4 protein-coding genes are annotated in these 8,473 nt (G+C 63.7%); all 4 read left to right on the top strand.

From position 1 onward, the window contains the following. A partial coding sequence (locus tag A5756_RS13635) for a helix-turn-helix transcriptional regulator (protein WP_066953069.1) occupies nt 1–1,908 on the top strand: 1,908 nt, incomplete at its 5' end. A gap of 501 nt (nt 1,909–2,409) precedes the next feature. Next, on the top strand, nt 2,410–4,146 hold the full coding sequence (locus tag A5756_RS13630; protein ID WP_066953067.1) for an AMP-binding protein: 1,737 nt from the start codon (nt 2,410–2,412) through the stop codon (nt 4,144–4,146). Between the two features lie 1,160 nt (nt 4,147–5,306). Beyond that, nucleotides 5,307–7,106 carry a thiamine pyrophosphate-binding protein gene (locus A5756_RS13625; RefSeq protein WP_082948297.1) on the top strand — a complete coding sequence of 600 codons (1,800 nt, stop codon included), beginning with the start codon at nt 5,307–5,309 and terminating at the stop codon, nt 7,104–7,106. A gap of 16 nt (nt 7,107–7,122) precedes the next feature. Continuing rightward, nucleotides 7,123–8,473 (top strand): condensation domain-containing protein (locus tag A5756_RS13620; RefSeq protein WP_232005349.1); only part of this gene is annotated, 1,351 nt, incomplete at its 3' end.

The following is an 8,473-nucleotide window of genomic DNA, read 5'->3' as shown; positions in this document are numbered from 1 at the left end:
ATCCTGCGGGACATCTGCGACGCCGGCGCGGTGGCGCGACTAGAGCACCGCGGCTTGATCCAAATGCTCGCCGATGGCTCGCACACGTTGGCTCATCTGAACGACCCGGTCATCGGTGAGGTGGCGCTCCGGCACGCCGGCGTCGTGCGGTCACGGCACCTCAACGGCCGCCTGGCACAAGGTCTTCAAAAGCACTCGCAGGCTGGACCCCGACGCGCGCGGTCGCCAGACCTGCGCAGCCGAACCCGGCTGGCGCAGTTCATGGTGCGAAGCGATCTGGACCCAGACCTCAATGTGGTCATCGAGGCCGCGGCGGACGCACTGGCAATGTCGGACATCGCGCTGGCCGAAGAACTTTCGAGATTCGCGGTCGACCGCGACGCAGGCTTACCAGCCGCAATGGTGCTTGCGGAGGCGATAAGTTGGCGGGGGCGCGCCGACGAGGCCGAGATCGTTCTTGTCGACGCCAAGCCTGACGATGCCAACGAGTCGCTGATCGTGCAGTGGATGTGTCGGCGGGCTGCAAACTTGTTCTTCGACTGTGGGCACATCGAGCAGGCACGGGCATTACTGGCCGACGCGAAACATCGCGCCAGGTGTGGTGAAAGCGCGAGTCTGGTTACAGCCATCGAGTCGGCATTCGCGTTCTTTACCGGCGACGTCGCCACGGCGATCGAGCGAGGGTTGCCGCTGTGCGCAATCGGTCAGCCAAGTTCGACGGTCCTATGGGCTATCACGCCGACGACATGGGCGTTGGCGCTGGTTGGCCGGACTCGCGAAGTGCAGGAGATAGCTGACCAGGGGGAGGCGACGACGCACGGCCGTCTGGGCCCATATCGATTCGTCAGCGGGCTGGCTGAGGTTGCGGCGTTGACGGCCGCTGGTGAGTATCCGGCAGCCGAACGTGTCTGCCAGCGCTACGCCGCCATGACCGCCGGCTTGCCCGAGGCAGATGCCATGGTGCAGGCGATGCTGGGCTTGGTGCACCTGGCCCGCGGCGCACTTCCCGCCGCGCGCGCCGTCCTACACGACTCGACATCGGTTTTGTCGCACGAGTTTCCAGCAGGGCTGTTGCTGCTGGTGGCGGCTTGGTGGACGCAGGCAGAAGGGGCTCACAGTGACGGTGCGGCGGCCGCCGCAGCGTTGGCCAGTGCGGAGAGAGCTTATGGACCGCATGTCGCGGTGTTTCTGCCCGAACTCGAACTCGCCCGGGCCTGGGAACGCGCATCTGTGGGCGAGACGGCGGCCGCCCGAACGCACGCGGTGCAAGCGGCGCAGATCGCGGAGAACGGGGGAATGCATGCGATCGAGTTGCAGGCACGTCATACGGCGGTGCGCTTCGGCGATTCGTCGCACGCCACGCGGTTGGAGAAACTCGCCACAATCTTGAACACGCCGTTGGCGGAGGCGATCGCCGGCCATGCCCGCGCCCTGGCGCGCCAGGACGGCGATCTACTCGACGCTGCCGCGCGGCGATTCGTCGAACTCGGCGCGTTGGCCCTCGCCGCGGACGCGTCTGCCCAGGCGGCCGGTGAACACGCTCGGCTCGACGACCGGGGCAAGGAAGTCGAGTCGTCGATCTGGGCATACCGGCTGGCGGGCCAATGCGGTTTGCGCACACCGGCGTTCGAGGCCGCGGCGCGGCCGCTACCGTTCAGCGGTCGCGAGCGCCAGATCGCGATGCTCGTCGTCGCCGGTTTGTCCAACCGCCAAATCGGTGACCGGTTGTTCATCTCGGTGCGGACGGTGGAAGGACACCTGTACCGTATCTTCGCCAAACTCGGCATCACCAATCGTGATCAGCTCATTGACCTGATAAACCGGGATGAGTCGGACCTCCACGCATCGCCGGGACAAGGTGACGAGGCATTTAATGACAAGCCGCATGACCGCCACGCGGCCGGCTAGGACCCGCGAAGGCGCGTCGCCGCGCGGAAAGGCCACTCGCACAGTGCGAAACCGAAGTCACATCGTCCTGTGACCGATTACCGCGAACGAGGGGTTCGCGCCGAACTTGCGGGCGCGACCTCAACGCGGTGGATGTCTGCCGCACTACTCTAAGTAGGCGCGTTCACCACTCAACTCACGTCAATCCGGCCACCATGTCAGGTCGGGGGACCATACGCTCCCGCGCATGACATTCAGTCGGGAGGGCAAGGCCGGTTGGTCCCGCAAGACCCTGGATCACGATCCGAAACCACTCGGATCCGCCGAAGCGGTTTGGACGAGGTGTGTTTGGGTCGCAGGAGGCACCCTGCCCTCTTGCTGGTTCGCGACGGGCGGCGCTTGGCGCCGTTTGACGGCTATCGCGCCCGACTCCGGTCAGCCGCCCAGACGCGGGCCCCTGCCAGCACTGGAAACCCCAAACCTGATGGTGCAGAACTACCTTGAGCGACTGAGGAGCTCACCGTGACTGGGCCCTCGCTCACCGCTTTGCTCCAGGAGCGAGCGAGCCGGCAGCCTGATGCGGCCGCTTATACGTTCATCGAATACGACGTCGACCCGAGGGGGATCGCCGAAACACTCAGCTGGCGGCAAGTCCAGCAACGAGCGCAGGTCGTTGCTGACGAGTTGTCGATGTGCGGTTCGAATGGGAGTCGGGTCGCAATACTGGCCCCCCAGGGGCTCGAATACATCGTTGCTTTCCTGGGTGCAGTCCAAGCCGGAGCGATCGCGGTTCCGTTGCCGATCCCGCAAGTAGGTCTCCACGACGAGCGTGTGTCCGCCGTGTTGCGCGACTGCGCGCCTTCGGCGATTCTCACCACGTCTTGCGCCGTTTCTGAAGTAACAAAGTATGCGGAGAGCTTCAACGGCGGGACGGCCCCGTTATTGATTGAGGTTGATTCGCTGGATCTAGATGTCCCTCGGCGGCCCCAGCCCGTGCACTGCCCGCCCTCGCGGCCCGCGTATCTGCAGTACACATCGGGCTCTACCCGCGCGCCCGCCGGTGTCGTCGTGACGCACAAGAACGTTGTCACAAATGTCCAGCAGGCATTCGCCGACTTGATCGGGGAAACGGGAGCGGCCGGGATGAGGCTGGTTTCCTGGTTGCCGTTCTACCACGACATGGGGCTGCTGCTGGGGGTATGCGGGTCCCTGGTGACCGGGCACAGCGCGGTATTGATGAGCCCATTTTCCTTCCTGCGCAGACCGGTTCGTTGGATGCAAATGCTCGCCGCCGATCACCCGACGCTCTCCGCCGCGCCAAATTTCGCTTTCGATTTGGCAGTGTGGCGAATATCGGACGAGGAGATGGCCGGCCATGACCTCGGCAACGTGCTCGGGATCGCCAGCGGCGCAGAACGGGTTCACGTCGCCACCGTCGAGCGGTTCATGCACCGCTTTGCCCGGTTCGGTCTCAAAGACACGGCGATACGGCCGTCGTACGGGCTCGCGGAGGCAACGGTGTACGTGGCCAGTGCCGACGCAGGGCGCCCGGTGAAAACCGTCCGATTCGACAACGAAAAACTGTCCCGCGGCTACGCCAAGGCTTGTGACACCGCCGGCCGCGGTGTACACCTGATCGGTCACGGTACTTGCCGCTCGACCGTTCTGCGGATCGTCGACCCGGAAGGCGGAACCGAGAATCCGGCCGGAAAGGTCGGCGAAATCTGGGTTCACGGCGACAACGTCGCAAACGGATATTGGCAGAAGCCCGATGAAACCCTGGGCACCTTCAGCGCGAGTCTGGTCAGCCCGGGGCCCGATACCCCGAAAGCCCCTTGGTTGAGAACCGGGGATTTAGGGGTCATCTCGGATGGCGAGCTGTTCATCATCGGCCGGATCAAGGATCTGTTGATCATCCACGGGACCAACCACTACCCGGATGACATCGAAGCCACCATTCAACAGGTAACGAAGGGACGTGTCGCAGCTATCGCTGTGCCGGCTGACGGAACGGAGCGGCTGGTCGCTGTTGCCGAGGTGAGAATGCGGGACACGCTCGACGACCAGATGCAGGAGCTCAGCTCGCTGAAGTGCCAAGTCATTTCAGCGATATCGAACGCGCACCGCCTGCGGGCCGCCGACATCGTCTTTGTGACACCCGGTTCCATTCCAACTACGACCAGCGGCAAAGTTCGGCGCACCGCCTGCGCCAAGCTCTACCAACGGGCTGAATTCGACCGTCTGGACGCGATGCCATGAAGGCAACCTTTGGTCAGGCCGTCGAATTGCGAGAGTGGCTGATCGACTGTGCGGCAACAGCCCCTGGCTTCCAGCCTGGCTCGGCGCCGATCTCTCGTTGTACGACCTCGGGTTAAAGGTCCCGTGCCGCGGCTCGGGTTCGGCAGGTCACCCGCGGTGGCCTGCCGTCCGGCTGCGCAGATCGTAGTTGATTCGACACCGCCCCCAGCGTTCCGTCGCCCTGGTCCCCAGGACTCCGTCAGCCGGGTGGTCGCTACGCGTTGCGGCGTGCGGAGAAAGCCTACGAATCCGATCTTGCGGTGTTCGTGCGAGACGGAGCGGGATGCACGTGGCGGAGAACCGGGTACTCGCCTTCACCCGTCGTGGTCGCGAGATCGCCGACCGGTGGTCATCTCCATGCGCACCGGCGGAGGAACCCACACCTGACGATCCAAGATGCGTCTTGACCCAACACTATTCACCGACGTTTGGGCCTCATCCCAATAATCAGCGCGCGGCTGCCGCGTGGTTCGCCCAGAAGTCAATAAGCGGACCTCGTCAATCGAGACCCGAACGATGCCCCTGCACACCCTTAGCAGGGATTTCGGTGCGAGCTACGAGTCCAGCGCCCCTTCGGGCATCCTTCCGATGATCGGTGATCGCCCGAGCGCCTGGTGACACTTACGGTCAAGGACACGGCGACTGAGCCCTCACACGCACTACCGGCTCGGCCACTACTCGATCTCTGCGCGAGCACCACCTGAGTCGGATCAATCGGTTCATGACGTTCGCTCGAGGAACCATAAACTCCCGCCCATGACATCCTGCCTAGCGGGTATGCCCGGTTGGCCCCTCGTGGTTGTGAATTACGACTTGGACCGCGCGGAACACGCTAAACGCATTACACAAGAATGCTTTTGGGGTTTCTCGCGATCCGAAGCCTTTCGCCCGCGAGTCGATTCCGTGCGTCTGACGCGACAGAGCACGTCTCGGCCGACCCACTCCACGGTGGGACGATCGGCCGGACGGTCCGGTGCAGTGGATCGCGCTTCGGTGATCTCAGCCCGGATGGCTTGTCTTATGAGCTCGCCGGCTCCGCAGCAGTTTCGCCCACGACCAGATGCGAACAGGTGACCGGTTCGAGTATGCGATCCCCTACGACGTTTCCAGAGGTTGAAATCATGTCTCAGAGGCAACGAGTGGCCGACCACATCGTCGGGTACCTCGCGGCAATCGGAGTCGACCACATCTTCGGCGTCGACGGCTGCAACATCGAGGACCTTTACGACGCGGCCGGCTTGCGCTCGGACATCAGCGCCGTGTTGGCCAAGCATGAGTTCTCGGCAGCCGCAATGGCCGACGGATACAGCCGCAGCGGTGGCGCTCTGGGTGTGATGGCAGCGACATCCGGAGGGGGTGCACTGAATCTGATTCCCGGCCTCGGAGAATCGTTTGCCAGCCGGGTTCCGGTACTGGCATTGGTGGGTCAGCCGTCGACCGCGACGGACGGCCATGGCGGCTTCGAGGACACCAGCGGCCGCAACGGCTCGCTGAACGCCGAGGCGCTGTTTTCCGAGGTGTCGATATTCTGCCGACGGGTGCTGGACCCCGCCGAAATCGCCCACGCTCTGCCGACTGCCGTGGCGGCGGCGAGCACAGGTGGCCCCGCGGTATTGCTGCTACCCAAAGACATTCAGAAGGCGTCCGCCCCGTCCAACGGTCACGTGAATGGATATGCGGCCGAGCGGGTCCCTGCTATCGGTGACCCGCAGCCGATCGTTCAAGCGCTGCGGGGGGCGAACGGGCCGATCACCATCATCGCGGGTGAGCAGGTAGTCCGTGACGATGCACGAGCCGAGCTGGCGGTACTGCGCGCGGTGCTTCGCGCGCGGGTGGCGTGTGTTCCTCATGCCAAAGACGCCGCCGGCACACCCGGCTTCGGTTCCTCGTCGGCGCTTGGGGTGACCGGGGTCATGGGCCACCCCGGTGTGGCGGAAGCAGTGGCCGGGAGCGCCCTGTGCCTGGTAGTCGGGACTCGGCTGCCGGTGATCGCGCGCGCCGGCCTTGACGATGCGCTGGCCACCGCACAGACGGTCTCGATTGGGTCTGAGCCACCGTACATCCCGTGCCCGCACGTCGACAGCGACGACCTACGTACATCTTTGCGAATGCTGACGAGTGCACTCACCGGTCGGGGGCGGCCAAGAGGGGTTAGGGTGCCAGACGCGATATGGCGCACGGAACTGACTCCGCCACCATTCGACGGTCCGGGGATCCGCTACCGGGACGCCATGAACGTCCTCGATCGCCTGCTACCTGGTGACGTCGACATTGTCGTTGACGCCGGCAATGCCGGCGCCGCGGCGGTCCATTACCTACCTGTGCGACGCACGGGCAGGTTCACGGTCGCGCTCGGCATGGGCGGCATGGGATACAGCTTCGGCGCAGGTATCGGGATGGCGTTCGCCCGCGGCAAAGATGAGACACGGCAAGGGCGTGTCGTGGTGATCGCGGGCGACGGTGCCTTCTTCATGCACGGCATGGAGGTGCACACCGCAATACAGTACCGGCTACCGGTGACATTCGTCTTGTTCAATAACAACGCCCACGCGATGTCTGTGACCAGCGAAGGGCAGTTTCACCGCAATGGCCGCAGTGATAACCGGTTCACGGCGAGTCAGCTCGGGGCCGGCCTCGCGGCTATGTTCCCCGGGCTTCCAGCGGTCGATGTGACGGACGCCGACGACTTCAGCGCGGCGATTCGCCGGGCGCTGCGGCTCGATGGTCCGTCGGTCGTCAGCCTCGAATGCTCCGCTGACGAAATGCCGCCCCTTGCCACATTTTTCGGGCCATCAAAAGTTAAAACCGTTGTTTGCCAAGACGTACAAAGGAGACCACAACCGATGTCGTTCCAGCCCTCGACGACATGGCCTCCCATGCCGGCGTCACCGCACGTCCGATGCCCACATCGGCCTAGATAGGAAGTTCGTCGTCATTATGCTCAATTACGGTACGCAAGCCGACGTCCTGGGACCTTTGACGGCCGCTCAGCGGGCGATCTGGACCGCTCAACTACTTCAGCCCGACGTTTCTTACAACTTCGGCGGTTACGTCGCGATCGATCACGATGTCGACATCGAGAGGCTCACCGCCGCTTGCCAAGCCGCAGCACGGCGGTTCGGCACACCCTGCGCCCGCCCATCTCTCAATGACGGCGAACCGGTCTTCGTCGTCGACCGCTCGATTCCGCAGACACTGCGCTGCATCGATCTGCGCGTCGAGAGTGACCCGGCGGCCGCCGCGATCAGCTGGATGAACAACGACTACCGCCAGCCGTTTGACCCGCTTCGCGACCGGCTGTGCGACTTGGCTTTACTGCGGATCACCGACAATCTGTCGTACTTCTATTTGCGGGGGCACCACGTCCTCTTTGACGGGTATGGGGCAAATAATTTCATGCGGCACATCGCTGCCGTCTATTCAGGGTCCGTTCCCGACACCGTCGAAGTCGTCGACTTCTCCGAGTTTGCGCTTATTCGCACGGCGGATCTGAAGTATCAGGAGTCGTCGCGCTGTGCTGCCGATGCTGAGTACTGGAAAACGGTGGTGCGCGGACCACTGGACGTCACCGACCTGGCGGGTGCGCGAAGGTCGATCGCGCCACGCCACCCGATAGTGCATGAGCTGGTCTGCAAGCGCAGCGTGTCGGAAGACAAGCAGGACCGATTCGATGTCCCAAGGGCTGTCGCCACATTGGCGGCTTTCATCGCAAAAACGACGGGGCGTCAGAACGTCTCCATGTCGCTTGCGGTTTCGGCCCGCACGACCGCCGCGCTGAAGAGATGTGCGGGTATGGTGTCGAACCTCTTGCCACTGCCCGTCTGCGTCGATGACGGCGAGAGCATCGGTGCATTGACCGATCGGGTCGGCACGAATTTGATTGGGGCGCTGCGGCATCAACAGTTCCGGCGCTGGCCAGATTTGATTGTCGATGCTGCCCGCCTTGACATGAACGTCGAGTTCGGGCCGGTGATCAACGTGATGGCCTTCGCCGAGCCATTTCGTTTCGGACCTTCGGAAGTGACTTACGAGGTCTTCAATTTCCCCGTGCAAGACGTTGCGTTCAACATCTATCCGAGAACGGTCGACGGTAGGCCCCGAATCCAGTTCGCGTGGAACCCCGACCGTTACAACGCCGACGAGATGGCCAGGCACATCGCCCGTCTCGAATCGCTTCTTGACCGCCTTTTGGTGGCCGATTCGTCGGTGGTGGTGGGTGAGGTGGCGTTGCTGGATCGCGGTGAGCGTGAGTTGGTGTTGTCGGGGTGGTCTGGTGCTGGGGTGGGGG

It is taken from the genome of Mycobacterium sp. 852002-53434_SCH5985345 (genome assembly GCF_001667155.1).
GTDB lineage: Bacteria > Actinomycetota > Actinomycetes > Mycobacteriales > Mycobacteriaceae > Mycobacterium.
The sequence above is the reverse complement of the archived record's forward strand: the minus strand, read 5'-3'. Positions and strand labels throughout refer to the sequence as shown.